The organism is Pseudomonas brassicacearum subsp. neoaurantiaca (assembly GCF_013608025.1).
Lineage (GTDB): Bacteria > Pseudomonadota > Gammaproteobacteria > Pseudomonadales > Pseudomonadaceae > Aquipseudomonas.
The window spans coordinates 52339-78546 of the sequence record NZ_VDLV01000006.1 but is presented as its reverse complement, the minus strand read 5'-3'; the positions used below and the strand labels follow the sequence as shown (position 1 = coordinate 78546).

Sequence of the window (26208 nt, the reverse complement as noted above, 5' to 3'; positions counted from 1 at the left end):
GAAAATCCGATGTCCAAACGATCGATCGCCAGCCGCCTCGCGCTGGCCCTGACCCTCGCCGCCGCGGCGTTCTCCGTCCAGGCGGGCAACGAACAATACTTCCCGCTGCAAAGCTATCGCGTCGGCCCTTATGCGGCCGGCGGCACCGGGTTTTTCGGTGGCTTCATCGACTACCTCAAATACGTCAACGCCAACGGCGGCGTAAACGGGGTGAAGCTGACCTGGAGCGAATGCGAAACCGAGTACGTGGTGGAGAAGGGCGTCGAGTGCTACGAGCGCCTTAAGAAAGGTTTGAACGGCGCGCCCGCAGCCGCCACCAACCCGCTGTCGGTGGGCATCGCCTACGCCACGCTGGACCGCTCGACGAACGACAAATTGCCGCTGATCACCATCAACCACGGCCGCACGGACTCCACCGACGGCAGCGTGTTTCCCTACGTTTTTCCGCTGCAGTTGAACCCGTATTCCGAAGTGTCGGCGATCATCAACTACATCGGCCAGCGCGCCGGCGGGCTGGATAAACTCAAGGGCCTGAAGATCGTCACCCTGTACCACGGCTCGCCGTACGGCAAGGAGACCAACGAGGTGTTGCAGACCCTGGCGGACAAATACGGCTTTGCCCTGACGCTGCTCGAGGTGCCGCATCCGGGCAACGAGCAACAGTCGCAGTGGCTGAACATCCGTCGGGAAAAACCCGATTGGGTGATCCTGCGCGGCTGGGGCGTGATGAACCCGGTGGCGCTGAAAACCGCGCAGAAAGTCGGTTTCCCTGCCGACCACATCATCGGCAATATCTGGAGCAATTCCGAAGATGACGCCGCCCCAGCCGGTGCCGCGGCCAAGGGCTTCATTGCAATCACCACGCACCCGTCGGGCACCGATTTCCCGGTGCTGCAAGGCATTAAGAAGGATGTGGTCGACGCGGGCCACGGCGACTTGGCGGACCCCAAGCGTTTTGGCACGGTGTATTACAACCTGGGCGTGGTCAACGGCATCCTCAACGTCGAGGCCGTGCGCATCGCCCAGCAGAAGTTCGGCCAACAACCGTTGACCGGCGAGCAGGTGCGCTGGGGCTTCGAGAATCTCAGGCTGGATGACGCGCGCCTCAAGGAACTAGGCGCATTGGGGCTGGTGCAGCCGTTGCAGTTGTCTTGCTCGGACCATGAAGGGGGCGGCGCGGTGCGCTTCCAGCAGTGGGACGGTACGCAATGGAAACTGATCAGCGACTGGGTACAGGCCGACCGCGCCTTGCTGCGGCCGATCATCGAAGCCTCGTCGCACCAGTACGCGCGAGAAAAGGGCATCACGCCGCGCGATTGCAGCAAGGAATCCTGACGACTTGGGTCGCTTTTGCAAAGCCGCCCGGCGTGGTGATGGCCTTTCGTCCAGACAGCGAACCCGTGGCGAGGGAGCTTGCTCCCGCTGGGGCGCGTAGCGCCCCCAATGCAGCTGATTGAGTGGATCTGACATCACAGCGACAGGTTGGGGCTGCTTCGCAGCCCAGCGGGAGCAAGCTCCCTCGCCACAGGTGGGCGTTGGGTCAGGTTGAAAGGTTCACCACCCGACCATCCCGCGTACTCAGTGCCCCACGGCGTCGGTTGACCACCAACTCACCGATCCGAATCAGCATGCTGCGGGTGACGTTGCGGCTCAGGCCCAGCAGGCTGGCGGTGTGGACCTGGTTGCAACTGGCGTATCGGTAGGCGGTGCGCAGCAGGGCGGCTTCGACTTTTTCATGGACATCGCCGTGCGCTTGCTCGAGCAACTGCACAAAGGCTTTTTCCAGCAACGCCTCGGCCGTTTGTGGCGCGCTGTCCTGCGGCGTGTCCTGGCGCTCGATGCGGAAATTGGACAGGTGCAGATCCTGCTCGCCGATCACCCTGTTGCGGCAAATCAACAACGTGTGGTGGATCACGTTTTCCAATTCGCGAATATTCCCCGGCCACGAATAATCGAGCAGCTTGCGCTGGGCCTGGGTATCCAGCGTGACCTCGCCATGACCGAGCCGGCGACTGTATTCGGCAATGAAATGCCGGATCAGCGGCAGGATGTCGCCGGGCCGTTCACGCAAGGGCTTGAGCACCAGGCTGACCACATTCAAGCGGTAATACAGGTCCTCGCGAAAATGCCCGGCGTTGATGGCTTTCTCCAGTTGCACGTTGGTGGCCGCCAGCACCCGCACGTTGATCTTGATGCTCTTGCGCGAGCCCAGGCGGACCACTTCGCGTTCCTGCAGAACACGCAGCAACTTGACCTGGATCGGCAGTGGCAGGTCGCCGATTTCATCGAGGAACAGCGTGCCGCCATCGGCCTCTTCGAACCATCCGGCCTTGGCCGTCAGTGCGCCGGTGAACGCGCCTTTCTCATGGCCGAACAACTCGGCCTCCACCAGCGTCTCGGAAAACGCCCCGCAGTTCACCGCCACGAACGGCTTGTCGCGTCGGGCGCTGAGGTTGTGGACGTGGCGCGCCACCAACTCTTTGCCGGTGCCGGTCTGGCCGATGATCAGTACGCTGGCGTCGCTGGGCGCCACTTGCTGCAAGTGGGCGAGCAAGGCCTGGGAACTGGGGTCTGCGAACACCTGGGCCGTGGCACGAATCGAGGTGGCCAGGCCGGGCGAGGGGGGAAGCGTGAGGAGCTGCATGACGGTGGCCCGTTTGGTGAGGGAACCTTAATCTAAGTGATCTAAAAAATATAAAACAAATAACATCAAGTTATAAGCTTAAGGCGTGGGCGATGATCGCCCCTTGATCGAGAAAAAGCTTGTCGGAGATAAAAACATTTATTGACTAAAGAAATACATCGGGTAATTATTTCTCTGCATCTGCTTTGACGCAGAGTCATTTCCAGGGGCGACCCGATGAATCAGAACACGGTGCCTACACTGGCCAGCCTGTATGTCCAGACCCACGAATCTCCCATCCGAGCGAGCGTGGCCCCCACGTTCATGCAGGGCTTTCCCGCCGAACCTCAGCGCCGCGTCACCTGGCACAACTGGATGCGCTCGCCGTTCAGCCAATGGGGTTTTCGCCACCTCGCGCGGCTGCGGCCTTCGATCGATGTTCCGGCAGGCATCGGCCCGGCCAGCCCGTTGCGGCAGGCGCCAGGGGCGCTGGATCAACTGCATTTCGACAGTGAATGCGGCTTGAGCATCAGCGTCATCGACCATCTCGTGGCCAGCCAGACCGATGCCTTCCTGGTCATGCAGGGCGATACGGTGCTGTTCGAGCGCTACTTCAACGGTCAACAACCCCACGACCGCCACGTCATGTTCTCGGTGACCAAGTCGCTGATCGGCACGCTGGGTGAGCAGTTGGTGACTGACGGCTTGCTCGACCCGGCCCGACCTGCCGCCGACTATGTGCCGGAACTGGCCGCCAGCGCCTTCGGCGACGCGACGGTGCGCCAGTTGTTCGACATGGCCGTCGGCATCGCCTACAGCGAAGTCTATGAAGACCCGGATTCGGAAAGCTCCCAGTACGGCTACGCCTGCGGGTTCCAGCCGGCGCCGGCTGAATACGCGCAGTTCGAGTCGCTGTATCAGTTCCTGCCGTCATTGAAGAAGCAGGGCGCTCATGGAGGATTCTTCCATTACGTCACGGCGACGACGGAAGCGTTGGCCTGGGTGATGGAGCGGGCGTCGGGCCAGTCCTGCGATCAACTGCTGGCGAAGATCTGGAGCCAACTGGGCTGCGAGCGCGATGGCTATTTCCTGGCTGACCCGTGGGGGCGCAGCGTTGCGGGTGCCGGGTTCAACGCGACCTTGCGTGACATGGCGCGTTTCGGCCGATTGCTGGCCAACGAGGGCCGTCATGACGGCCGGCGATTGCTTTCGGCGCAGACCGTCGCCCGCATCGCCGCCGGCGCCGACCCGGCGGTCTACGCCACCGCACCGGACTTCGCCGAATGGACCCCCGGCGCGTCCTATCGCAGCCAGTGGTACGTGTTCAACGACCACAGCCAGGCGCTCATGGCTGGCGGCATCCATGGGCAATACCTGTTCATCGACAAGCCTTCCGGCGTGGTGATCGTCAAGCAGTCGTCGTTGAAAGAGGCGGTCAGCCCGTTCGATGGCGACAGCGTGCGCATGCTGCGCGCCATCGCGGCGGACCTTGCCCGCTGAACTGAGCTGCGCCCCACAAGAAATCACGTTTCGTTCACCTGGCCTTGCCTGGTGTTGGCGACGTTCTGCGCCGCCATTCACTGCCCTGTAACAACAATAAATCAACAGGAGCTACTTATGGTTTGCACGACCCATGTGTCCCGGACGCTACTGGCGCTCGGGCTCCCCTTGGCGACCCAGGCCGCCTTCGCGGGCTATACCTTCGAAGACGGCAATCTCAAGGGCGAAGTCAACCTCACCGCCGGTGCCGCGGCGCTTTCCACCCGCAACGTCAATTTCGGCGCGGGCCGCGTCGACATGCGCAGCGGCAGCAACGACGGCACGAAAATCGATTGGCAGGAGTTCTACGTCAAGCCCGGCGTCAAGCTGGAATACGCCTTGCAACCGGACTTCGCGCTGTTGGCCGGCGGCTCTCTGGTCGGCGCGACCAACACCGGTGACGGCGATGCCGGTGGCTTCACCCGCGGCTCCGACGGCAAGGTCGACACCGAGGAGTTCTACGGCGGGTTCCGCACCGGTGAGTGGACCGTCACCGCCGGCCGCCAGAACTATATGATCGGCACCGGTTTCATCGTCATGGATGGCAACCTCGATCAATTGAAAGACGGCGCCTACTGGCTCGCCCCACGGACGGCTTTCAAGGACTCAGCCGTGGTTGCCTGGGATCATGGCGCCCTCAAGGCCCAAGGCTTCGTCCTCGGGACTGACAGCGACCTGGGTGACTTTCGCATGACCGGCGTTAACCTCGACTACAACGTCCAGGACCAGGTCACGCTCGGCGCCAGCGCGTTCAAGGTCAAGGCCATGGGGCAAAAGAATCCGGCCTCGCCGAGACGTCGCGATGGCATGCTGGTGTACAACGTCAGGGCGTTGAACGCCAAGATCCCAGGCATTCCGGACCTGACGCTGAATGCCGAATACGCCTTGGAGCGCGGCAGCGGCGAAGGCGTGGAATACGACGCCAAGGCCTGGTACGGCCAGGCTGACTACGCCTTCAACAACCTGCCTTTGACGCCCATCCTTGGTTACCGCTACGCAAGTTTCTCCGGCGACGGCAACCTCACGGACAACCGCCAGCAAGCCTGGGAATCCTTGAGCAAAGGGTTCGTCGACTGGAGCACCTGGCTGATCGGTGACGTGGTCGGCAATTACCTGCTGTTCAACAGTAATGAAAACGTCCAGCAGTTCTCCCTCAAGACCCACCTCGACGAAACCCTCACCCTGGGCGCGATCCATTATCAGTTCTGGCTCGACGAAAAAAACTACATGGGCGCGGCGGTCAGCGATCGGCGCTTTGCCGACGAGAGCGTAATCTTCCTCGACTGGGCGGCTTCGAAGTCGCTGACGACTTCACTCTCGTACAACTGGGTCAAGCCCCTGGCGGCGGCCCGGCAGGTGTTCGGCGACGATAAGAAATTCAGTGCGCTGGAACTCTACCTCACCTACCGCTATTGATGCCGCGAGCCGTCGCGGCCGCGCTGGAGCCAGATAATGAAGAGTTTGACCATGAAGAGTGTGTTGTCCAGGACGCTGCTGGGTACTGCCGTTTCGATGCTGATCTGCGGTGCGAGCCTGGCCGAAGAGCGGACCGTGCGGATCTACAACTGGATCGAATATCTGCCGCCGGAAATCCTCAAGAGCTTCGAGGAGGAAACCGGTATTCGCCCGATCTACGACGTCTTCGACAGCGTCGAGACGCTGCAGTCCAAGCTGCTGACCGGCAACTCCGGGTATGACGTGGTGTACCCGAGCAGCTCCAACATAAGTCACTTGGTTGCCGCAGGCGCCGTCCAGCCCCTGGACCGCAGCCAGTTGCCGAACTGGAAGCACCTCGATCCGCAGTTCATGAAGTCACTGGAAGCGGTGGGCGATGCGGGCAACCGTTATGCGGCGCCGTATCTGTGGGGCACGACGTTGATTGGCTACAACGTCGACAAGGTTCGGCAGGTGCTCGGTGCCGATGTGCAGATGGACAGCTGGGACATGATTTTCAAGGAAGAGAACATGGCCAAGCTCACCCATTGCGGCGTCGGTTTTCTCGACGCCGCCAACGAGATCGTGCCCATCGCGTTGCATTACGCCGGGCTGGACCCCAACAGTGAAAAGCGCGAGGACTATGCCCAGGCGCAGGCGACGATGTCGAAGATCCGGCCCTACGTGACCTATTTCAATTCGTCGCGCTATGGCATGGACCTGGCCAACGGCGAGATCTGCGTCGGCGTGGGTTGGTCCGGCGGTGTCGCCCTGGCCACCCGACTGGCCGATGCCGCAGGGAAGGGCGTCAGAGTGGCGATGGCGCTGCCCAAGGAAGGCGCGCCGATGTGGTCGGACGTGATGATGGTCCCCACCAACGCCCCGCACACTGCGGAAGCCTACGCCTTCATCAACTACATCTTGCGTCCCGACGTCATCGCGCGGATCAGCAACAAGATCGGCTACCCCAACCCGAACATCGATGCCACGCCGCTGGTGGATGCAGAGATCCGCAACAACCCGGCGATGTATGTGCCGGACGAAGCGCGCAAGACGCTGTTCCCATTGGCGCCGGTGTCACCCGCGGTCGAGCGGATCCGCACCCGTGCATGGACCGCCATCAAGACCAATCGCTGAGGGACGCGACCCGGCGTTTCGGCGCCGGGTTCGCATCATCAGGCGCGCATGCCCTGGAACAGCAATTCGGTGATACGCCGGACCTGGGAGGAGTGTGCCTCGACGTCTGGCTGTTCCTGGTTCACCAAACGAAACAGTTGCAGATGCGAGTAATCGTTGAGCAGGAACGCGGCGAGTTCGACGTCCAGGTCCGGGCGCAGCTTGCCGGCTTGCTGCAACTCCCTGAGCAAGCCGCTGATCTCCGCCCTGAGAGCATCGTTCATCGCTCGATAGCCTTCGGGCAATCCGTTACCGCCACCGAACAGGATCAGCGGCAGCAACTCACGCCAGAGGCTCGGGTGCATCACTTCCAAGGCGTAACCGGTGAGCAGCCGCTCCAGATAGCACAGCGCCTCGACCGGGTCGTCGATCTCGGGGATCTGGCTGCGGGTGTCCTTGAGCGCGCGCTGGTCGGCGTCGTGGAGGATTTCCAGGATGATTTCCTGTTTGTTGCCGAAGTACTTGAACACCGTCGGCGCCGAGACCCCGGCCTGGCTGGCGATCTGCTCGATGGTGGTGTTCTGGAAACCCTGGCGCTCGAACAATGTCACCGCCGCCTTGCTGATGGCTTGGCGGCGTTCGGCTTTCTGACGTTCACGCAGTCCGCTCACGGAGAGGTCCTTGTTGAATAGAGGAAATCGAGGGGCTAGCCACAAACCCATGTGGGAGCGAGCTTGCTCGCGATAGCGGTGTGTCAGCCACCTTATCCGCAACTGACGCACCACAATCGCGAGCAAGCTCGCTCCCACAGGTTCTGTCATGGCTGACAGGGGCATGCCCTCAGCCTTCGCTAAAAATACTTAACTGGATTAAAACTTTAAAGCACATATTGGAAAACATCGTGCTGGGCTGTCAGGCGTAGCAGCACCCGAACGTCACTCAGCCACACGAATACGCGGGGTGACGGACATCCCAACGCGCAGCTTCGTCGCGTCGGGCTGGCCAGGATTAATGCGGATACGCACGGGCAGGCGTTGGACGATCTTGGTGAAGTTGCCGGTGGCGTTGTGCGGTGCGATGGCCGAATAGCTGACGCCGCTGGCCGGCCCCAGGCTCTGCACCGTGCCTCGCAACGCATCGCCGGGCAACGCGTCCACTTCGATTTCCACGGCTTGTCCTGCCTCCACGCGCGCCAGTTGCGTCTCGCGAAAATTGGCCGTGATGTAGACGGCATCGAGCGGGACAATCGCGAGCAAGGGGTTGCCTGCATTGACGAACCCACCGACCCGGACCGATTTCTGCCCGATCGTTCCGCTGATTGGCGCAGTAATCCGAGTATAGGAAAGCTTCAACTCGGCGATGGCTTGCGTGGCTTCGGCGTGGGCAAGGGTCGCCGCGGCTTTTTCCAGGTCGGCCTTGAGCACTTCCAGTTGTTGCCGGGCAGCCTGTAGGCCTGCCTCGCTTTTGTCCCGGCGTGCCTGTTGGATGCTCAGTTGCGCTTCGGCCTGTTGCCGCGCCTGCACGGTGCCCGAACCGTCGTTGGCCAGGTTGCGATACCGCGTCTGGTTGACCGCCGCCAGCTTGAGTTCGGCCTCGCTCGCAGCCAGCGCCGCTTGTGCCTGGCGAATGGCGGTGGCCTGCCGGGCCAGGTGAGCTTGCAGGCTCGCGATGCCGGCGCGGGCGCTGGCGACCTGGGCTTTCGCGGCATTCACAGCGGCGATGAAATCCCGGTCATCGAGGGTCGCCAGCAGGTCGCCTTTGTTCACCGCCTGGTTGTCTTCGATCAGCACCGAATCCACCGTGCCGGACACTCGGGGCGCCACCGCCGTGAAATCGGCGAGCACGTAGGCATCGTCTGTCGACTGGATTGATGCGGCGGATTCGGGCCGATTGATATAGACAGCCCCGCTGATCGCCACGGTGAGCAGTAACGTACTGATGAGCTTGGCTTTCTTTGGTAATGCCATGATGGGTCACCCGTTTGAGGACGTAGAGGGCGAGGCGGCCTGGATGACAGGGGCTGGGATGAAGCTCAGGCGCAGCACCAGAGGAATCAGCAAGAGGGCCAGCACCCCAAGCACGCGGTAGGCATCGGCGATCGACAGCACCAGCGATTCCTGGCTGACGAGGGTCATCAACTGCAGCGGCGCTTGTACCGACGGCAAGGCGTTGCCCGCCAAGGCCGCCTGATCGAGCAACATCTCTGCGTGAAAGCGCCCACGCGTTACCATCAGTTGCCCGACCAGCGCAGCGCCGGCCAATGACCCAAAGGCCCGCAACGTGTTGATGGTGCCGGACACGTAGGGCCCTTCGGCAGGCTGCACCACGCTGGTGATCAGGAACAGCATCGAGACGACAGCCATGGGTTGGCCCAAGGCTTGGAGCGCTTGCGCCAGGACGAACTGGTCGCGATTCCAGTCGCTGGTCAATTGCGCACCGAAAAAACAGGCCAAGGCAATCAGACACAGCCCTGACGAGAACACCAGGCGGGCGTCGACCCACTTGCGGTAGAGCAGCAGCGCAACCATCGGCCCCAGCACCAGTTGCGGCAGCGCTACGATCAGGCCGATGGACGCCATCTGGTACGGCCGATATTGCTGCAGCGGGCCGAGATAGCTTGCGGGCAACAGGGAGCTGGACATCAGTACCACGAGCAGGAGGAGGAATAAGGTGCAGCCGAGTCCGAGGTTGCGCCGGCTGAGAATCTGCAACTTGATGAACGGTGACGGGTGGTGCCACTCGGTCAAGAGGTAGATCGCCAGCAACGCCAGGCCAGCCATCAGCGACGACGCCACCCACGGTGAATTGAGCCAGTCCAGCCGTATGCCTTGATCCAGGGCGACCGCTAACAGGCCAAGGCCAGGCACCGCGCATGCCATGCCCAACCAGTTGGCTTGCCGAAAGCGTTGGGTCTGGACGGGCTCCGTTGGAAGTCCCCAGCCGATCAATCCAGCGGCCAGACAGGTCGGGGGAATGATCTGCCAGTACACCCAGCGCCAATCCTGCAAGCCATCCGTCCAGTATCCGGCGAGCCAGATGGACAGGTTGGGCGCGAACGTCGCGGTCATTGCGTACAACGCCAGCCCGTACAGCCGTATGGGGGGCGGCAGGAACTTCAGGGCCGCCATCATCAGCAAGGGAATCGTTGTGCCGCTGGCGATGCCTTGGGCGAAGCGCAGCGCCAGCAGCAGATCCAGGTCGTGGATAAAGGGCAGCAACACTGCCAGCACCGTACAGGCAGCCAGCACCCACAGTTCCAGACGACGGACCGAGAAGGTAATGGCGAACCATGCGGAGAACGGCATGGCGATCAGTTCCCCGGCGCTGTAGGCGGTGGTGAGCCAGGAGGCGTCGTCCAGACCAAAGCCCAGCGCACCTCGCAAGTCCGCCAGTGCCAGCGCGCCGACCCGGATGTTCAGTCCCGCCATCATCGCCGCCAGGAAAATCCCCAGCAAACCGATCAGCGGCCGTTTCGAGGCCTTTGCCTGGGGCAGTTGCCTGGCTTCAACGGCCGCTGGCGACAAGGCCATGCCGTTCATCGAACGTGCTCCGGATCCCAGCCGCCGCCCAGGGACTTATAAAGATTGACCACGGTGAGGGTGGCATTGGTCGTACTGGCATTGAGGCGGGTCTGGCTGGCGAGCACATTGAGTTGCGCAGTGAGAACGCTGAGATAGTCGGCGGCGCCTTGTTCGTAACCGCGCTCAGCGGCGTGGAGTGCCTGCCTGTTCTGCTCGTATGAAACCAGCAGCTCGTCATGCTCGCGCTGTTGGGCCGCCCAGGCATCCAGGGCGTTGTCTATCTCATGCCAGGCTTGCAACACGGTCTGGCGATAGGCGAGCGCGGCGGTCTTTTGCTGTGATTCGGTCAAGGTCAGGCGCTGTTTCAAACGTCCGCCCTGGAAGATGGGCAAGTAAACCGTCGGCCCGATGGAGAACGTGCGCGAGTCCCAACTGGCGAGGTCACTGCTGTCAAATGCCTCCACGCCGATCCGTCCTTTCAAGCCAATGCGCGGATAGAAATCAGCCTTGGCGACGCCGATGGCTGCGGTGGCGGCGTGCAGTTGTGCCTCGGCGCGCAGGATATCGGGACGCCGGTGGGCCAGTTCGGACGGCACGCCGAGGGGAACGCGCGTGGGCAGCGAGGGCAGGGGCATGGCTTCGCGCAGTAGCGCATCGAGGGCGCGGGGTTGTTCGCCCAGCAGCAGCGCTAGGGCGTTCATCTGGGCGTTACGACGCTGGGCCAGCTCAGGCAGCAGGGCCTTGACTGCGGCCAGTTGCGCGCGAGCGGATGAGGTTTCGAAGCGTGTCGCCACGCCATTGCGCTCGCGGCTTTCGGCCAGGGCCAGGGTGCGTTCGGCAACGGCCTGGTTCTGCCGGGCAATGTCCTGTTGTGCCTGGGTCCCGCGCAACTGCAAGTAGGTCCGCGCGACTTCGGCGGAGAGTGCCACCCGCGCGGCTTCGCGGTCATACAGCGTGGCCTCGACCGTTGCCGCCGCGCCTTCGCGCAGGCGCTGGGCACGGCCCCATAGGTCGATTTCCCAACTGGCGTCGAAACCCAGTTGCCAGAAATTCTGCGGGGCGGTGGGGGCACCGAGTGCGGCGAACTTGCCGTTCTCGCTCAGGCCCTCACGGGCATAGCTGGCATTGGCGCCGACCTCCGGCAACAGTTGCGACGCGGAAATACCCAGTTGCGCGCGGCTTTGCTCGATGCGTTCGGACGCCATTTGCAGGTCGAGGTTTCCTTCCTGCGCCCGGGCCTGCAACTGCGCGAGCACGCCATCGTTGAACAGCAACCACCATCGCACGGGCACTTCACCCGACGTAGGGAAAGGGCCGGAATGCTCCTGGCGAGGCACCAGTTGCGCAGCGTCCAGCCCGCCGTCAGGCCTGACAAAGTCCGGGCCCACCATGCAACCTGCCAGGCAGGCAGCGCCGAGCGCGGCAGCGATGGCGCGGACACGTCTGAAAAGGTGTTGAGGTAAATCATGAGAGCCCGACATAGCCTGTTCCCCGGAGCGTTGCACGTCGCTCGAATAGCGTTCCCGGTGGGGGGATAGATCCAGAGCGGTGATTCGCACACCGTGAATGCATGTTATGGGCAGGCTCCCCGGGGCGCACTTCTGCATCGGTTCAGCGAAACCATACGTGGGTGCAAGAGGGGTTATACGAAGGTATATCGAGGGCGGGAAAACACTCGTCAGGACGGTCAGCGGCGCTGACGCAGGGCGCTGGCGATACAGTCCAGCAGCCTGTTGGCATCGCAGGGCTTGGGCAGGCAGGCGACCAACCCTGGAACGTTGGCGGCCAGTTGCGGGTAAGCGGTAATGAACAGCGTGGGGATGCGCCAGCCTTTTTCCAGCAGATGCCGATGCAACTCGATGCCGCTCATGCGCGGCATTTGTATGTCGCACACCAGGCATTGCGTGTGCCCTGGCGCTTTCGCGTCGAGGAATTCCCGGGCTCCGGGATAGGTGCGCACGGCGTAACCGCTGGATCGCAACAGGTTATCGAGCGCCGCGCGAACGGATTCGTCGTCATCGACTACCGCAATCGTGGCTTTGTCGTGCAGGGGGGTATCTGGCATGAGGATCGCTCGTAATGGCGCCTGTCTTCACTTCACCATACGCGGTCCCGTCGGGTGCAAAAGTATACCTGCGTATACCTCGCTAAGACCAAAGGAGCGACGCCGGATACCAGGAGAGCAATGATCGCGGCGCAATTTCAAATAGACTGGCGCGGCATCGTCGACTGGCCTGGCTGCCGATGGCCAAGCCAGTGGTCACCGGCGATCAGTAAAAATCTGGGAAGGAAACTGGCGAAGCGCTAATCTTGACGATGGCAACACGACCCGTCCCGGAACCCGACACGACGTTTTCCCGTCGAGTCGCCGGCGCAGCCATGGACGCCGCATCAACGCGGCAGCATCGGCAATTGCGACATGACACTGGATGCCAGCTCGACGGCAGATGTGACAGAAACATTTTTGCTCCAGTGCCGATGGATAACAGCATGCAAACACAATGGGACGATGGCGAGCGTATCTTCAGTCGGGTGCGACGCTCGGTAAGAGAGGGTGACGGCAGTGTCCTGGTGGCACGTCCCGCCACGCAGCAACCTCGTCCGGACTGCCTCGACCGTCTCGCCCATGAGTTTGACTTGAAGGACGAGTTGGACGCCGCATGGTCCGTGAAGCCTTTGCAATTGGCCCGCGATGGCGCCCAGGTGCAACTGGTGCTCAGCGACCCAGGCGGCTTGCCCTTGGTGCATTTGCTGACATCGCCCTTGGAAACCACCCGGTTCTTGCAACTTGCGGTGAGCATCGCCGTGGCGTTGGGCAAGCTTCATCAGCGCGGCCTGATCCACAAAGACATCAAGCCCAGCCACATCCTGGCCGATTGCGATGACGGACAGGCCCGGCTCACCGGGTTCGGCCTGGCGTCACGCTTGCCTCGCGAGCGGCAGGCTCCTGAAACCCTCGCCGGCACGCTCGCCTACATGGCGCCCGAACAGACCGGAAAGATGAATCGCTCAATCGACTCGCGCAGCGATCTTTATTCTTTCGGTGTCACGCTTTACCAGATGTTGACCGGCTCGCTGCCGTTCACCGCATCGGATCCCATCGAATGGGTGCACTGCCATATCGCCAAACAACCCTTGTCGCCCCGCGAGCGGATCGCAACCATTCCCGAGGTGCTTTCCCGGATCGTCATGAAGCTGCTGGCAAAGACCGCCGAGGAGCGCTACCAGACGGCTGCGAGTGTCGAGCACGACTTGCGCCAGTGCCTGGCGCAGTGGAGGCAAGGGCAGCGCATCGAGGCATTTGCGCTGGGTGAGCAGGGCAGCTCCGACCGGTTGCTGATTCCAGAGAAACTCTATGGGCGAGAAGGCGAAGTCCAGGCGCTGGTCGATGCGTTCGGCCGTGTCGTCGACAGCGGCGCGACGGAACTGGTGTTAGTGGCGGGCTACTCCGGCATCGGCAAGTCTTCGGTGGTCAATGAACTGCACAAGGTGCTCGTGCCGCCACGGGGACTGTTTGCCAGTGGCAAATTCGATCAATACCGGCGGGATATTCCTTATTCGACCCTGGTTCAAGCGTTCCAGAGCCTGGTGCGCATGCTCCTGGGCAAGAGCGATGCCGAACTGGCCGGTTGGCGAGACGCCTTGCAGGCGGCGTTGGGGCCTAACGCAAGACTGATGACGGACCTGATTCCCGAACTGCGGCTTATCCTCGGCGAGCCCCCAGCGGTCCCGATACTCGATCCTCAGCAAGAGCAACGGCGCTTCCTCTTGGTATTGCGGCGTTTCATCGGCGTGTTCGCCCAACGGGAGCATCCGCTCGCGCTGTTCCTCGACGATCTGCAATGGCTCGATGCGGCGACGCTGGACTTGCTGGACGATCTGTTGACCAGCGACGACGTCCGCTATTTGCTGCTGGTCGGCGCCTACCGCAGCAATGAGGTCGATGAGTCACACCCGCTGGCAGGCAAACTGAAGACACTGCGTGGCCCGGGTGGCAAGGTCAGCGAGCTCACGCTGGCACCGCTTGCCAAGGGCCATATCGAGCAGTTGATTGCCGAGGCATTGCACGATGAGCCGGCGCGTATCGAGCCCCTGGCGCAGTTGGTGTTGGACAAGACCGCTGGCAACCCTTTCTTCGTCATCCAGTTCCTGCAAGCGCTCGCCGACGAGGGTTTGTTGGCGTTCGATCACGGCGCCCGGCAATGGTGGTGGGATCCGGACCGTATTCACGCCAAGGGCTATACCGACAATATCGTGGACTTGATGGTCGATAAGCTGGCCCGCCTGCCGGCAGACACACAACAAGCCCTGCAGCAACTTGCCTGCCTGGGCAACGCCTGTGGGCTCAAGTCGCTGGCGATCGTGCTGGAAATCCCCAGGACGCAGATTCGGGCGGTTCTCTGGGAGGCGATTCGCCAGGAATTGGTTGAGCGACGCGACGGTGCGTACGGGTTTGTCCACGACCGCATCCATGAAGCCGCCTATTCGATGATCCCTGTCGATTCACGCCCCCGGCTCCATTTGAAAATCGGCCGGTTGCTGGCCAGACAGACTTCATCCCAGGCCCGTGACGAGGTGATTTTCGACATCGTGGGCCAGCTCAACCTCGGCGCCGCGTTGATCACCGATCCCGCCGAGCGCGAGGAACTGGCGGCGCTGAACCTGCTGGCCGGCCAGCGGGCCAAGGCGTCAACGGCCTATGCGTCGGCGCTCAGCTATCTGGCCACCGGCGTCCGGTTGTTGGGCGACGACTGTTGGACACATCGACACGGGCTTGTCTTTGCCCTGGAACTGAACCGGGCCGAATGCGAGTTCCTGACCGGCCAGCTCGCCATCGCCGACGAGCGCCTGAAAATGTTGTCGGACCGTGCCGTGACGGTGAGTGAACGCGCCAGCGTCGCGTGTTTGATGATGGACGTGTATTTGCTGATGGACCGCAGCGATGGCGCGGTCGCGGTCTGTCTCGCCTATCTGCGGCACGTCGGTATCCGATGGTCCGCCCAGCCGAGCGACGAAGCGGTGCGCGAGGAATACGACCGGATCGGAGCGCTGCTGGGCGACCGCTCGATCGAGGACCTCATCGACTTGCCGTTGATGGAGGACGCGACGGCGCTGGAAACCGTCAATGCCCTGGGCAAGCTGTTCGCCCCAGCCTTGCAAAGTGACGCGAACCTGGCGGATTTGCTGATTTGCAAGGCGATTACCCTCAGCCTGGAATGGGGCAACTGCGATGCTTCCTGCGTGCTCTACGCCAACCTGTTCAGGGTCGCGGGCCGGCGCTTTGGTGATTACGAGGTCGGCTTCCGATTTGGCCAGCTTGGCTGCGACCTGGTCGAACACCGTGGCCTGACACGGTTCGAGGCCAGCACCTACCTGTGTTTCTCATGCTTTGCGGTGCGCTGGATGCGGCCCGTGGGCGAATGCCGCGACTTGTTGCGTCGATCGTTTGCCGCGGCGAACCGGATCGGCGACCTGCCGTATGGGGCCTATGCGGGTAATAACCTTACCGCGGACCTGCTTTTTGCCGGCGAGCCGCTGCCCGAAGTGCAAGCGGAGGCCGAAAGAGGGCTGGCTTACGCCAGGAAGGTGCGGTTCGGGCTGGTGACCGATTTTATCGTCACCCAGTTGCTGTTGATCCGGATGCTGCGAGGTCAGACGCCAGCGTTCGGCCGCCTGGACGATGACAAACACGATGAGCTCACCACGCAAACACATCTGTCCAGCAACCCCGACCTGGTCCTGGCTGAGTGCCTGTATTGGGTGCGCAAGTTGCAGGCCCGCTACATGGCCGATGAGCCGATGGCGGCATTGGCCGCCGCCGAAAAGGCGCAACGGTTGCTCTGGGTTTGCCAGGCGTTTTTTGAAGAGGCCGAATTCCATTTTTTTGCCGCCCTGGCCCACGCTGCGGTCTGCGCCGATGCCCCTGCGGATGAGCGGGAGCAGCACATGACCGCGATGATCGCGGGCCATCGACAGCTCCAGGCCTGGGCGCAACAGTGCCCGGACAACTTCGCGAGCCGCGCGGCGCTGGTGGGCGCCGAGATTGCCCGCGTCGAAGGGCGCCTGATCGAGGCCGAGTTGCTTTACGAACACACCATGGAAGCCGCCCGGGAAAGCGGTTTCGTGTCTATCGAGGCGCTGGCCAACGAGCGGGCTTCGCGGTTCTATGCCGGGCGCGGCCTCGAGAAGATCGCTCGGATGTACATGCAGGATGCCCGCTACGGTTATTTGCGCTGGGGGGCTGATGGCAAGGTCCGGCAGCTTGAAGCCCGATACCCGTGGCTGAGGGATAAAGAGCCCGCGCCTGATCCGGCATCGACGATGGCCACGCCTGTACAGCACTTGGATATCGCGACGGTGTTAAAAGTCTCCCAGGCGGTGTCAGGTGAAATCGTCCTGGAGAAACTGATCGATCGGGTCATGGCCACGGCCATCGAACAGGCCGGCGCCGAGCGCGGCTTGTTGATCCTGTCCGGCGACGGGGGGCACCGGATCGCAGCGCAAGCGACAACGGGCGGCAACACCCTGCAATTGCACGATGTCCCGGTCAGTCCGTCGCTGTTGCCGGAGTCGATTCTTTACCATGTGCTACGAACCCAGGAGAGCGTTTTCCTTGATGACGCCACAGCGCCGCTCGCTGCGCCGTTTGCCACCGATCCCTACCTGCTTGCGCGGCGCGTGCGGTCGGTTCTCTGCCTGCCGTTGATCAACCAGGCCACGCTCGTCGGCGTGCTCTACCTGGAAAACAGCCTTGCCGCCCACGTCATCAGTCCGACGCGTATCGCCATTCTGAACCTGGTGGCGTCCCGTGCGGCCATCTCATTGGAAAATGCCCGTTTGTATCGTGAGGTGGCCGAGCGCGAAGCGAAGATCCGTCGTCTCGTCGATGCCAACATCATCGGTATTCTCGTGTGGAATGCCGAGGGCGACATCATTGAAGCAAACGACGCTTTCCTGCGCATGGTCGGTTACGAACGCGAGGACCTGCTCTCCGGTCGCCTGCGCTGGCGGGACCTGACGGTGCCCGAGTATCGAGAATTGAGCGAGCGCTCATTGGCCCAGGCCCTGCTGACCGGACAGGCCTGTCCGTACGAGAAAGAATATTGGCGCAAGGATGGGAGTCGTTTGCCGGTCATCGTTGGCCTGGCCGTGTTCGAAGCCGGCAGTGGGGAAGGCGTGGCCTTTGTGCTGGACCTGACCGAGCGCCGGCAGGCGGAGGAAAAATTCCGTGAAAGCGAACGCCGTTATCGCGAGGTGCAAACCGAGCTGGCCCACGCGAACAGGGTAGCGACCATGGGGCAGTTGGTCGCCTCGATTGCCCATGAAGTCAATCAGCCGATTGCCGCGACCATTCTCAACGCCGATGCCGCGTTGCGTTGGCTCAATGCCCAGCCGCCGGAGATCGAGGAGGTCAGGCAGATACTGGGGCACTTGGTCCTGGACGCCAATCGGGCCGCTGACGTACTGGGACGGATACGCCAGCATATCCGCAAGGCGCCGCCGCAGAAGGGGCCAGTGGATATCAATGCGGCGATTGAGGAGATGATCGAATTCAGCCGCTTTCAGATCATCAAGAGTGGCGCTTCGATCCAGACACAGCTGGCCGACGCGTTGCCTATCATCGAGGGCGATCGCGTGGAGTTGCAGCAAGTGTTGCTCAACCTGATCATGAATGCGCTGGAGGCAATGGGCGGGGTCGATGAAGGTGATCGGCAATTGCTGATCTGCTCCGCGCGCGATGATGGCGGCTACGTCAGGGTGAAGGTGAGCGATACAGGACCGGGTTTCGCCCTGGAGTGCACCGAACAGGTATTTACCTCGTTCTACACCACCAAACCAGCCGGGCTCGGACTCGGTTTATCCATCTGCCGATCGATCATCGAGGCCCATGGTGGCTGCTTGAGAGCCAGTGCCAATCGACCCCGTGGTGCTACGGTGGAGTTCACGCTCCCCATCAAACAGTGCTGATGACCAAGCGAATTGCCAAGAGGCGCTCATACCTAGGTTTACCGAGCGCATATCAATCGATCAGCGAGCCAATCCCTCGTACAAATGATCCCCGCCAACCCGCGCGATACAGTCGTTGCACGGGTTGCGGAGTATCTGGCAATGAAACTGACAGCCATCGCAGCGGACGAATTTTCGTCCCTTCGTTCAATAGTGCTTATTTGCCTGGCGCTGATCACCACGAATGTTTTTTATCGTTTGAGCGTGCCCATGTCGTCAGGCTGCCTGTCCCTGGAGCCTCGCCAGTGCGCTGGGCAGCCCGGCGCTTTGGCGAATGTCTCGTTGGAGCCGGTCGATATCATGGCCGCCGGCCAGGTGCCGTTGGGTGCGCATCTGGTGAGCCCGCGCCGGTTCTATCTGCATCACGGCATCTACCTGGGCGACGGAAAAGTCGCTCACTATTCGGGGCTCAGTGGCTCGCTGAAGGCGGGGCCGATCGAAGTCACCGATCTTGAACGTTTCGCCAGCGGCAAGCCGGTATGGATAGTTCGCGAGGCTGCCCGGTATCGTGCCGGTGAAATTGTCCATCGGGCGCGTTCGAGACTGGGAGAAAACCAATACCGGCTGTTCTCCAATAACTGCGAACATTTCTGCACATGGTGCCTGACCGGGAAAAGCTACAGCGTGCAACTCAATGCTTGCTGGCGTCGTCCACGGGAGTTTTTTGCATCGATTACGGCCTTGGGAGACAACCTTGTCGCGTAGCGCCTGGATCAGGCGTGGCACGCGTTGGGGCTGAAGGCGCTGTGCTAGAATTTTTTGTCTATTACGCGAGGGGACGTGCATGAGCGGCAATTCCAAATCCAATGAGCCGGGCAGCGACAGTTCCGTAGTGTTCGTCATCGATGATGACGCCTCCATTCGTAATGCGCTGAGCAATCTTTTGCGCTCTGTTGGCATACGCGTCGAGACGTTCGCGTCCACCGCAGAGTTTCTCCAGTGGCCCCGGTCTGATATTGCCAGTTGCCTGGTGCTCGATGTCCGGTTGCAAGGCAGTAGCGGCCTCGATTTCCAGAGCCAGTTGGCGGCGGCGAATATCAGGATTCCCATCATCTTCATCACCGGTCACGGCGATATCGAGATGTCCGTCAAGGCGATGAAGGCGGGGGCCGTGGACTTCCTGGCGAAACCCTTCCGCGAGCAGGACTTGCTCGATGCGGTGTCAGCCGCGCTTCAAGCCGATGTGAAGCGCAGGAACGTCGAGCGCCAGCTCTCGGACCTGCATGCCCGTTATCAGTCGCTGACAGCACGTGAGAAAGAGGTCATGTCCCTCGCTGCGAAAGGCCTGATGAACAAGCAGATTGCCGGGCAGATGAACTTGAGTGAAATCACCGTGAAAATCCATCGCGCCCACGCCATGAAGAAAATGCACGCCAAGTCCTTTGCCGATTTGGTCCGCATGGCTGAAACCCTCGGCGCAGAGCCGGTATAACGGGCAAAACGCCATGTCGCTGTTGGCGAGATCAGGCAAAAAGGCGGCGTTCCCAGGTAACTAACCCGGGAGTGTAGGCGGGTAACGTGGCTCGACTTTTTACCGCAGAGCCAAATTCGCGAGGGATTGGATCAGACATCCAGGGTGTGCCGCTTTCAGGAGGAGCGAAAACCAAACGCACCAGCCGTCCTTCGACACGCCTCAATGTCGAATAAGAGAACAAAAACCATGACCAGCCCGACCTTCAAGGATTCGAACGGCCACCTGGCGCAGGGCTTCAAGCCGCGTCACGTCACCATGCTCTCAATTGCCGGGATTATCGGCGCAGGCTTGTTCGTCGGATCGGGCCATGCCATCGCCGCCGCAGGCCCGGCGGTGATGCTGGCGTATCTTTTCTCCGGTTTGCTGGTGGTGCTTGTCATGCGCATGCTCGGCGAGATGGCAGTCGCCCGACCGGACACCGGTTCGTTTTCCACCTACGCCGACCAAGCGATCGGACGCTGGGCCGGCTTCACCATCGGTTGGTTGTATTGGTGGTTCTGGGTGTTGGTGATTCCCATCGAAGCACTGGCCGCCGGCCACGTACTGAACCAGTGGTTTCCTGCAGTCGATGCGTGGCTGTTCGCCTCGGTGTCGATCATCGCCCTGGCCGTGACGAACCTGTTCAGCGTGTCCAAGTACGGTGAGTTCGAGTTCTGGTTCGCCATGGCCAAGGTGGTGGCGATCATCGGTTTCATTTCCCTGGGCTTCGCGGTCCTGATGGGTTGGATTCCCGAGCGCGAGGCCAGCGGCTTGAGTCGCTTGATGGAGGAATATGGCGGCTTCGCGCCCAATGGCTTGTCGGCCGTGGTCGGGGCCTTCATTACTATCATGTTCAGCTTCATCGGCACGGAAGCAGTGACCATTGCCGCCGCCGAATCCAGCAACCCCGCACAGAACATTGCCAAGGCCACCCGCTCGGTGATCTGGCGCATCGGCGTTTTCTATTTGCTGTCGATCTTCGTGGTGATTTCCGTGGTGCCGTGGAACGATCCGCTGCTGGCGTCGGTGGGTTCCTATCAGCGCGCCTTGGAGCTGATGAACATTCCCCACGCAAAATTCATGGTGGACGTGGTGGTGCTGATCGCCGTGGCCAGTTGCATGAATTCCTCGATCTACATTGCCTCGCGCATGCTCTATTCCCTGGGCCGGCGTGGCGATGCGCCGAGGGCGCTGGAAGTGACCTCGTCCGCTGGGGTGCCCAGGGCCGCGGTGATTGCCAGCACGGTGTTGGGGTTGGGCATCACCGTGTTCAGCTATTTCATGCCGGCCGGGTTGTTCCAATTCCTGCTCGCCAGCTCCGGCGCCATCGCGCTGCTGGTGTACCTGGCGATTGCTGTGTCGCAGTTGCGCATGCGCCGCAAGTTGGTTCGACAAGGCGTTGAGCTGGGCTTTCGCATGTGGTTGTTCCCGTGGCTCACCTGGGCGGTGATCGTGTTCATCTGCGCAGCCCTGGCGGTGATGATGGTGACGCCCGAACACCGCAGCGAGGTGAGCACCACCCTTGGCCTGGCTTTGGTCATTTCCTTTGTCGGGCTGGTGACCTCGCGGCAATCGCCGCAGCCTGAAGAGGCGGTGTCTCTGGGTTAACACTACAATCCTGTGGGAGCGAGCTTGCTCGCGATAGCGGTGTGGCAGTCAAATCCCAGCCACTGACCCGACGCCATCGCGAGCAAGCTCGCTCCACAGGGAACCTGCGTCTCAGCCCCCGCTTTTTTCAGCGTCCCCCGTAAATCCCTCATTCCCCTCTGGCACTTACCCTTGGCTGCGTTGTCAGTAGTTGGCGCCCGTACGGGTGGAGTTCGCCACAGATGGCGACAATGTCAGCAGGATGACGCTCTTTTTTTGACGCCTTCGGGCGAATGACTCGCATGGATTGCACCGGGACCGTTATTTCTTTTGCGGGTTGACACTCTATGGGTTTGCTCCTTGATCCACGGCACGACATTGACGCCGCGTTGTTGAGTTATCGCCGGGTGTTCTGGTCCCTGGCGCTGTTCAGTGGCGTGATCAATCTGCTGGTGCTGGTGCCGTCGCTCTACATGATGCAGGTCTATGACCGAGTCCTCACCAGTCGTAACGAAACCACCTTGTTCATGCTGACCTTGATCGCCCTCGGGCTGTTCATGTTCAGTGCCCTGATCGAGTGGGTGCGTGGCGAGGTGATGATTCGCATGAGCGCCGGGCTGGACGACGCCTTGGGCGAGCGGGTCTTCGACGCGGCGTTTGCCCGCAGCTTGCGCGAGCACAACGCCAACCCGGCGCAAGTGCTCATCGACCTTGCCACCTTGCGACAACTGATTACCGGCCAGGGCCTGATCGCCTTGCTCGACGCCCCGTGGCTGCCGATCTTCCTGCTGGTGGCGTTCATCTTCCACCCATGGTTCGGCGTGCTGACCCTGGTGCTCGCCTTGACGCTGATCGGCCTGGCGCTGTGGGGCGAGTTGGCAACCCGAGGGCGCCTGGGGGAGGCCAACCGGCTAGGGGTGCAGTCGTCGATCTACGTCAACAGCACGCTGCAGAACGCCGAAGTCATCCAGGCCCTGGGGATGCTCGGGCCGCTGCGCCAACGTTGGAGCATGCTGCAGCAACGCATCATTGCGGCGCAGGCCCATGCCAGTGATCGCGGCGCGCGCATCACCTCGGCGACGCGGTTCGTGCGGATTTCCGGGCAATCCCTGGCCTTGGGATTGGGCGCGCTCCTGGTGCTCGAAGGGCAGTTGTCGGCGGGCATGATGATCGCCATGTCGCTGTTGTTGGGGCGCGCCCTGGCGCCGGTGGAAATCGCCATTGGCTCGTGGAAGCAATTCAACAGCGGCCGCCAGAGTTACCAGCGCCTGAGCCAACTGTTGGCGCAACACCCTCGCGACCGCTTGCGCATGCCATTGCCGCCGCCGACCGGCGCGGTACGCCTGGAACAAGTGTATGTGGGACCGCCCGGGGCGACGCAGCCGATCTTGCGGGGCATCAATTTCAGCCTGGGCAAGGGCGAAGTGCTCGCGGTGGTGGGTCCCAGTGCCAGCGGCAAGTCAACCTTGGCTCGCGTGCTGGTCGGCGTGTGGCCGGCCATCGGTGGATCGGTGCGCCTGGACGATGCCGAGATCAGCCAGTGGTCCCATGATGCGCTGGGGCCGTACCTTGGTTATCTGCCCCAGGACATCGAGCTGTTCGATGGCAGCGTCGCCGACAACATCGCCCGTTTCGGCGAGCAGGACGCCGACAAGATCATCGCCGCCAGCCGTCACGCGGGCATCCACGAAATGATCCTGCGATTTCCCAAGGGCTACGACACGCCGTTGGGGCCTGGCGGGCTTGGCTTGTCCGGCGGCCAGAAGCAGCGCCTGGGCCTGGCCCGCGCGCTGTATGGCAGCCCGTCGCTGATCGTGCTCGACGAGCCCAATTCCAACCTGGATGAAGCCGGAGAACTGGCGCTGGTGCAGGCCATCGGCGTGCTCAAGGCTGCCGGCAGTACCGTTGTGTTGATCACCCATCGGCCCAACGTGCTGGCGGTGGTCGATCACATCCTCGTGCTGAAGGACGGCACTCAACAAGCGTTTGGCCCGCGGGACCGAGTGCTCAAGGCGCTGATGCCGGGACCGAGGCCGGCGGCTGTGCGGGAGGCAAGCAAGGATGCGTGATTTGAAATCGGCCGCACCGGCCCACGGTGAGCATGGCCTGAGTGTACTCAGCAGCAACACATTGCCCAGCGCCAGCACCGATGCGGGCGGGGCGGCGCGCTACGGCGTGATTTTCCTGGCGCTGACCTTGGGCGGCTTTCTGCTGTGGGCGTGCCTGGCGCCGCTCGACCAGGGTGTGGTGGGCAGCGGCACGGTGGTGGTGGCGGGTGAACGCAAAGCCGTGCAATCGCTGGTTGGCGGGGTCGTGGAAAAGCTGCTGGTCAGTGACGGTGACCGCGTCAACCAGGGGCAGTTGTTGGTGCAGCTCAACACCGTGCAGGCGCAATCGCAGTTGGACGTGACCCTGGGCAAGCTGCTCAACGATCGCAGCATCGAGGCGCGGTTGATGGCCGAGCGTTTGGGCGCACCGGAGATCCAATGGCCGCAGCAACTGCTGGAGCGCGCCGACGAGCCCCGCGTCAAAGCGGCCATGGCCCTTCAGAGCCAGCTGTTCATGACCCGTCGCGCGGAGCTGGGCAGTCGCTTGCAGATCATCGAGCATGAAATCGGCGCCTTGCAGCAGCAGTTGCAGGGCTATGAAGGGGTCAAGCGCAACTACGATGCGCAGATGCGGTTCCAGCAGCAGGAGCTCGTCGGCCTGCGTGACCTGGCCCGGGAAGGCTATGTGCCGCGCAACAAGCTTTTCGAGGCCGAGCGCAACGCGGCGCAACTGGCCGGGCAGATCGCTTCGGGTGTGGGCGATGTCGGTCGCACCCGCCAGGCCATCAATGAAAGTCGGCTCAAGGCCTTGCAGGCGCAGCAGGAATTTCGTCGTGACGCTGAAACCCAGCTCAGCGAGGTCTCGGCCGAGGCCGCGGGCTACGCCGATCAGATCCGAGCCTTGCAGTTCGAAGTCGACAACGGCGCGATCCGCGCGCCCGTGGCGGGGCAGGTCATGGACTTGGCCATCCACACGGTGGGAGGCGTTGCCCAGGCCGGGCAGACGCTGATGCAAGTGGTGCCACTGGACGCACCGATGGCGATCACTGCGCGTTTCGAGCCGCTGATGGCCAACAAACTGCGCCCCGGGTTGCCGGTGCACGTGCATTTCACCGCGCTGCAACGGGTGGATACGCCGACCGTGACCGGCACGGTCACCACCGTGTCGGCGGATCAGTTGATCGACCAGCAGACCCACCAGCCGTACTTCTCCGCCAAGGTCGAGATTCCCGCCGAGACCGTTGTCTCGCTGCAGGACGCCGGGCTGCTGGTGCGCCCCGGCATGCTCGCCGATGTCACCGTGGTGACGGGTGAGCGCACCTTGATGAACTACCTGATGAAACCGTTGCGCGAACGCTTGCTGGCTGCCTTCAAAGAGGAATGAGCATGACCGACCGTTGCCGTTACGGCGTCCGTGTGCTGTTGAGCTTGTGCACCAGTTGGGCGGTGATCGGCCCGGCCTGGGCGGCCGAGGGCGGGCTGAGCCTGACCGCCGCCTACGACGCTTCGCGCCTCAACGACCCGACCTTGCAAACCGCGACCCATGCCTTCGATGCGTCGCGCCAGGAAGAGGCGATTGGTCGGGGTGGGCTTTATCCGCAGGTGTCGTTGTCGTCGCGCTATGGGTATGGCGGGCGTACCGATGGTGGAGATGATCGAAGCTACGTCAACAGCAACGATTACCAGGCGAACAGCGTGACGTTGGCGGCGCAACAGCCGCTCTATGACAAGGGGCGCTGGGCGGCTTATCAAGAAGGCAAGGCGCGAGGTGCGCTGGGCAGTCAACAGTTCGATGTGGCCGGCCAGGCCTTGTTCGATCGGGTCGCCAAGGGCTATTTCGACGTGGCCCGGGCCGAGAACGAACTCAAGCTGATCGCCCAGCAAAAAGCCGCGATCCGTGGCTTGGTCGTCCAGAGCAAAAAGCTCTATGAGGGCGGCCAAGGGGCAATCACCGACATCGACGAAGCCCAGGCCCGGCTCGATCTGGTGGAGGCCCAGGAAACCGAAGCCCAGGCGCGCCGCGTAGCGGCATTGCGGGCGCTGTCTGGGCGGGCGAGCGTGCCCATCGACGACATCCAGCCGATGCGCGAAGAGTTGCCCGCCGGCACGCCAATCCCGCCGGAGCAGGATTTGCCGTACTGGACGGCGATCGCCCGCGAAGCCAGTCCTGAATTGGCGGCGCGGTTGGCGGCCGTGAAAGTCGCCGAGGCCCAGGCCGACAGCCAGCGCGCCGGGCACTATCCGACGCTGTCGCTGACCACGCAGTTGACCCGCCGGGAAACCCGCCAGTACCAGGAACTCGATCCACGCCAGGACTCGTATTACGTCGGCGTGCAGCTGGACATCCCGCTGTATCGCGGCGGCGCGGTGCGCGCTTCGGTGGCCAAGGCCGAGGCGCAACTGGCCGGCGCCCAGTCCGACTACGACGTGCAGCGTCAGCAACTGGCCGAGTCCATCGAGACCGACTACCTGGGCGTGGTGGCGGGGTTCGCCAAGAGCAAGGCGATGCAACGGGCGGTGGAATCCAACCAACGGGCGCTGACCTCCACCGAAAAAGGTTTCCAGGGCGGCGTGCGTTCGACCGTAGACATCCTCGACGCCCAGCAACGACTCTTCCAGGCCCGCCGGGATTTGCTCAGCACCAAACTGGACATGCTGCAAAGCTATGTGAGCCTCCACACCCACACCGGCCAAATGAACCGCGCGGTGCTGGAGCAGGTGCAGAGCTTGTTCTGAAGCAGAGTGTCAGGCTTATCCCGATAGGTCTTTTTGGGCCTGCTGCGCAGCCCAGCGGGAGCAAGCTCCCTCGCCACGACAGCATCGGGGTATCAGTTACAAGTGGCAGAACAGGCTCTTGTGGCGAGGGGATTTATCCCCGCT

The 26208-nt window shown here is 62.3% G+C and carries 17 protein-coding genes; 11 read left to right on the top strand and 6 right to left on the bottom strand.

Features of this window, described 5'->3' with window-relative positions; translation table 11 throughout:
- The first annotated feature begins 9 nt into the window (after positions 1–9).
- Positions 10–1335, top strand: a complete 1326-nt coding sequence (locus tag FHK92_RS04725; protein WP_181287051.1) for an ABC transporter substrate-binding protein — start codon at positions 10–12, stop codon at positions 1333–1335.
- Between the two features lie 205 nt (positions 1336–1540).
- Here the strand turns inward: FHK92_RS04725 and FHK92_RS04720 are convergent, their stop codons facing one another.
- Positions 1541–2644, bottom strand: coding sequence for a sigma-54 interaction domain-containing protein (locus tag FHK92_RS04720; RefSeq protein WP_181287050.1), 1104 nt, complete (start codon positions 2642–2644; stop codon positions 1541–1543).
- Between the two features lie 216 nt (positions 2645–2860).
- Here FHK92_RS04720 and FHK92_RS04715 point away from each other — a divergent pair, with 216 nt between their 5' ends.
- The 3 genes from FHK92_RS04715 to FHK92_RS04705 all read left to right on the top strand — a co-directional run bounded on the left by FHK92_RS04715 (position 2861) and on the right by FHK92_RS04705 (position 6733).
- Positions 2861–4123, top strand: a complete 1263-nt coding sequence (locus tag FHK92_RS04715) for a serine hydrolase domain-containing protein (RefSeq protein ID WP_181287049.1) — start codon at positions 2861–2863, stop codon at positions 4121–4123.
- A gap of 117 nt (positions 4124–4240) precedes the next feature.
- Positions 4241–5578, top strand: a complete 1338-nt coding sequence (locus FHK92_RS04710) for an alginate export family protein (RefSeq protein ID WP_181287048.1) — start codon at positions 4241–4243, stop codon at positions 5576–5578.
- A gap of 51 nt (positions 5579–5629) precedes the next feature.
- Entirely contained in the window at positions 5630–6733 is a 1104-nt protein-coding gene (locus FHK92_RS04705; RefSeq protein WP_181287107.1) for a polyamine ABC transporter substrate-binding protein, read from the top strand.
- A gap of 38 nt (positions 6734–6771) precedes the next feature.
- Here the strand turns inward: FHK92_RS04705 and FHK92_RS04700 are convergent, their stop codons facing one another.
- From FHK92_RS04700 to FHK92_RS04680, 5 genes are all read right to left on the bottom strand, one after another.
- A complete protein-coding gene (locus FHK92_RS04700) occupies positions 6772–7383 on the bottom strand; it encodes a TetR/AcrR family transcriptional regulator (protein ID WP_181287047.1) in 612 nt (203 codons plus the stop codon).
- Positions 7384–7647: 264 nt separating this feature from the next.
- Complete coding sequence (locus tag FHK92_RS04695; protein WP_181287046.1) at positions 7648–8679, bottom strand: HlyD family secretion protein; 1032 nt, start codon at positions 8677–8679, stop codon at positions 7648–7650.
- A gap of 6 nt (positions 8680–8685) precedes the next feature.
- Positions 8686–10251: an MFS transporter gene (locus FHK92_RS04690; protein WP_181287045.1), complete on the bottom strand. Its 1566-nt coding sequence runs from the start codon at positions 10249–10251 to the stop codon at positions 8686–8688.
- Complete coding sequence (locus FHK92_RS04685; protein WP_181287044.1) at positions 10248–11714, bottom strand: efflux transporter outer membrane subunit; 1467 nt, start codon at positions 11712–11714, stop codon at positions 10248–10250. The genes FHK92_RS04690 and FHK92_RS04685 overlap by 4 nt, the downstream gene beginning before the upstream one ends.
- A 206-nt stretch (positions 11715–11920) precedes the next feature.
- A complete protein-coding gene (locus tag FHK92_RS04680) occupies positions 11921–12298 on the bottom strand; it encodes a response regulator transcription factor (protein WP_181287043.1) in 378 nt (125 codons plus the stop codon).
- Positions 12299–12723: 425 nt separating this feature from the next.
- Between FHK92_RS04680 and FHK92_RS04675 the strand changes: the two genes are divergently transcribed.
- The 7 genes from FHK92_RS04675 (at position 12724) to FHK92_RS04645 (ending at position 26064) form a co-directional block, all read left to right on the top strand.
- Complete coding sequence (locus FHK92_RS04675) at positions 12724–18201, top strand: trifunctional serine/threonine-protein kinase/ATP-binding protein/sensor histidine kinase (protein WP_181287042.1); 5478 nt, start codon at positions 12724–12726, stop codon at positions 18199–18201.
- A 141-nt stretch (positions 18202–18342) separates the two neighbouring features.
- Complete coding sequence (locus FHK92_RS04670) at positions 18343–18945, top strand: lecithin retinol acyltransferase family protein (RefSeq protein WP_258232581.1); 603 nt, start codon at positions 18343–18345, stop codon at positions 18943–18945.
- 79 nt (positions 18946–19024) lie between these two features.
- Positions 19025–19672, top strand: coding sequence for a response regulator transcription factor (locus tag FHK92_RS04665; RefSeq protein WP_181287040.1), 648 nt, complete (start codon positions 19025–19027; stop codon positions 19670–19672).
- A gap of 228 nt (positions 19673–19900) precedes the next feature.
- Positions 19901–21301 carry a GABA permease gene (gabP, locus tag FHK92_RS04660; protein ID WP_181287039.1) on the top strand — a complete coding sequence of 467 codons (1401 nt, stop codon included), beginning with the start codon at positions 19901–19903 and terminating at the stop codon, positions 21299–21301.
- Positions 21302–21627: 326 nt separating this feature from the next.
- Positions 21628–23349 (top strand): type I secretion system permease/ATPase, encoded by a 1722-nt coding sequence (locus FHK92_RS04655; protein ID WP_181287038.1) that lies wholly within the window; start codon positions 21628–21630, stop codon positions 23347–23349.
- Positions 23342–24712, top strand: a complete 1371-nt coding sequence (locus FHK92_RS04650) for an HlyD family type I secretion periplasmic adaptor subunit (protein ID WP_181287037.1) — start codon at positions 23342–23344, stop codon at positions 24710–24712. The genes FHK92_RS04655 and FHK92_RS04650 overlap by 8 nt, the downstream gene beginning before the upstream one ends.
- Before the next feature lie 2 nt (positions 24713–24714).
- A complete protein-coding gene (locus FHK92_RS04645) occupies positions 24715–26064 on the top strand; it encodes a TolC family outer membrane protein (RefSeq protein ID WP_030138785.1) in 1350 nt (449 codons plus the stop codon).
- The last annotated feature ends 144 nt before the right edge of the window (positions 26065–26208 follow it).

Excerpts from the sequence above, each read along its gene's own strand:
- FHK92_RS04725 (WP_181287051.1), top strand. The coding sequence starts at position 10 with ATGTCCAAACGATCGATCGCCAGCCGCCTCGCGCTGGCCCTGACCCTC.
- FHK92_RS04720 (WP_181287050.1), bottom strand. The coding sequence starts at position 2,644 with ATGCAGCTCCTCACGCTTCCCCCCTCGCCCGGCCTGGCCACCTCGATT.
- FHK92_RS04715 (WP_181287049.1), top strand. The coding sequence starts at position 2,861 with ATGAATCAGAACACGGTGCCTACACTGGCCAGCCTGTATGTCCAGACC.
- FHK92_RS04710 (WP_181287048.1), top strand. The coding sequence starts at position 4,241 with ATGGTTTGCACGACCCATGTGTCCCGGACGCTACTGGCGCTCGGGCTC.
- FHK92_RS04705 (WP_181287107.1), top strand. The coding sequence starts at position 5,630 with ATGAAGAGTGTGTTGTCCAGGACGCTGCTGGGTACTGCCGTTTCGATG.
- FHK92_RS04695 (WP_181287046.1), bottom strand. The coding sequence starts at position 8,679 with ATGGCATTACCAAAGAAAGCCAAGCTCATCAGTACGTTACTGCTCACC.
- FHK92_RS04690 (WP_181287045.1), bottom strand. The coding sequence starts at position 10,251 with ATGAACGGCATGGCCTTGTCGCCAGCGGCCGTTGAAGCCAGGCAACTG.
- FHK92_RS04685 (WP_181287044.1), bottom strand. The coding sequence starts at position 11,714 with ATGTCGGGCTCTCATGATTTACCTCAACACCTTTTCAGACGTGTCCGC.
- FHK92_RS04680 (WP_181287043.1), bottom strand. The coding sequence starts at position 12,298 with ATGCCAGATACCCCCCTGCACGACAAAGCCACGATTGCGGTAGTCGAT.
- FHK92_RS04675 (WP_181287042.1), top strand. The coding sequence starts at position 12,724 with ATGCAAACACAATGGGACGATGGCGAGCGTATCTTCAGTCGGGTGCGA.
- FHK92_RS04670 (WP_258232581.1), top strand. The coding sequence starts at position 18,343 with ATGAAACTGACAGCCATCGCAGCGGACGAATTTTCGTCCCTTCGTTCA.
- FHK92_RS04665 (WP_181287040.1), top strand. The coding sequence starts at position 19,025 with ATGAGCGGCAATTCCAAATCCAATGAGCCGGGCAGCGACAGTTCCGTA.
- gabP (WP_181287039.1), top strand. The coding sequence starts at position 19,901 with ATGACCAGCCCGACCTTCAAGGATTCGAACGGCCACCTGGCGCAGGGC.
- FHK92_RS04655 (WP_181287038.1), top strand. The coding sequence starts at position 21,628 with ATGGGTTTGCTCCTTGATCCACGGCACGACATTGACGCCGCGTTGTTG.
- FHK92_RS04650 (WP_181287037.1), top strand. The coding sequence starts at position 23,342 with ATGCGTGATTTGAAATCGGCCGCACCGGCCCACGGTGAGCATGGCCTG.
- FHK92_RS04645 (WP_030138785.1), top strand. The coding sequence starts at position 24,715 with ATGACCGACCGTTGCCGTTACGGCGTCCGTGTGCTGTTGAGCTTGTGC.